Below are 1,373 nucleotides of genomic sequence, written 5' to 3'. Positions count from 1 at the left end.
TGGTAAACGTGACTTCTTACGAGGTCTTAAAGAGAACGTTGTTGTTGGTCGTCTTATCCCAGCTGGTACTGGTTTGGCATACCATGCTGAACGTAAGGCTAAGAAGACTAAAGGTTCTGGTTTAGAAGACGGCTTAGGTGTTTCTGCACAAGATGTTGTAGAGGCGCTAAGCGCAGAGCTAAACAAGGAAAATGACGCGCTATAAAGTGCGTCATAAATAGCGTTGTGGAATGTGGTTAAAAATAAACCAAATTTCTTGACACTATGCTGGGGCGTAATTAGACTTGCGCCCCTCGACTTGAGAGCACCCTATTTTAGGGTGGGAATTTGATAGATAAAATTGGAGTTTGCTTGCATGGCAACTATTAATCAGTTGGTGCGTAAGCCTAGAAAGCGTGTCGTCGCTAAAAGTGACGTTCCCGCGTTGCAGGCTTGTCCGCAGCGTCGTGGTGTTTGTACTCGTGTTTATACGACTACGCCTAAAAAGCCTAACTCGGCTTTGCGTAAAGTATGTCGTGTACGTTTAACAAACGGCTACGAAGTAACATCATACATTGGTGGTGAAGGCCACAACCTTCAGGAGCACAGTGTTGTTCTTATCCGTGGTGGTCGTGTTAAAGACCTTCCGGGTGTTCGTTATCACACTGTTCGCGGTAGTTTGGATACATCTGGCGTTGCAGATCGTCGTCAGGGTCGTTCGAAGTACGGTGCTAAGCGTCCTAAAGGATAATCTTAGTTTTAAACTTAATTTTAAGGGGTAAGAGTAAGGTCAGGTCTATCCTGAATTACCTGAAGACCTTAGACGTAATAGAGGGCTTATCATGCCAAGAAGAAGAGTTGTCGCGAAACGCGAGATCCTTCCAGATCCTAAGTTTGGAAGTCAGCTGCTAGCTAAGTTCATTAACCACGTAATGGTTCATGGTAAAAAAGCAGTGGCAGAAAAAATTGTATACGATGCGCTAGACACAGTAGCTAGCAAATCTAACCAAGACGCTATGGAGCTTTTCGATAAAGCACTAGAGTCTATTCAGCCAATGGTTGAGGTTAAGTCGCGTCGTGTTGGTGGTGCAACCTATCAAGTTCCAGTCGAAGTTCGTCCGGCTCGCCAAATGGCGTTGGCAATGCGTTGGTTAGTAGAGTACTCACGTAAGCGTGGTGAGAAGTCTATGGCTCTACGTCTTGCAGGTGAAATTCTTGATGCTGCGGAAGGTAAAGGTGCAGCGGTTAAGAAGCGTGAAGACGTACACCGTATGGCGGAAGCGAACAAAGCATTTTCGCACTACCGTTTCTAAAACAAATTTTCGTTTTAGTACAACAACAAGCCTGCTATATGCAGGCTTGTTGCGATTAACGAGGAAAGTTAAGTGGCACGT

3 protein-coding genes are annotated in these 1,373 nt (G+C 45.2%); all 3 read left to right on the top strand.

Translation table 11 applies throughout. The features are described from left to right. Window positions 1–205 (top strand): hypothetical protein (locus A3762_RS27950; protein WP_197469500.1); only part of this gene is annotated, 205 nt, incomplete at its 5' end. 150 nt (window positions 206–355) lie between these two features. After that, window positions 356–730, top strand: coding sequence for a 30S ribosomal protein S12 (gene rpsL, locus A3762_RS22405; protein ID WP_068456027.1), 375 nt, complete (start codon window positions 356–358; stop codon window positions 728–730). A 91-nt stretch (window positions 731–821) separates the two neighbouring features. After that, entirely contained in the window at window positions 822–1,292 is a 471-nt protein-coding gene (rpsG, locus tag A3762_RS22400; RefSeq protein WP_068473058.1) for a 30S ribosomal protein S7, read from the top strand. Window positions 1,293–1,373: the final 81 nt, after the last annotated feature.

The organism is Oleiphilus sp. HI0125 (genome assembly GCF_001635355.1).
The sequence above is the reverse complement of the archived record's forward strand: the minus strand, read 5'-3'. Positions and strand labels throughout refer to the sequence as shown.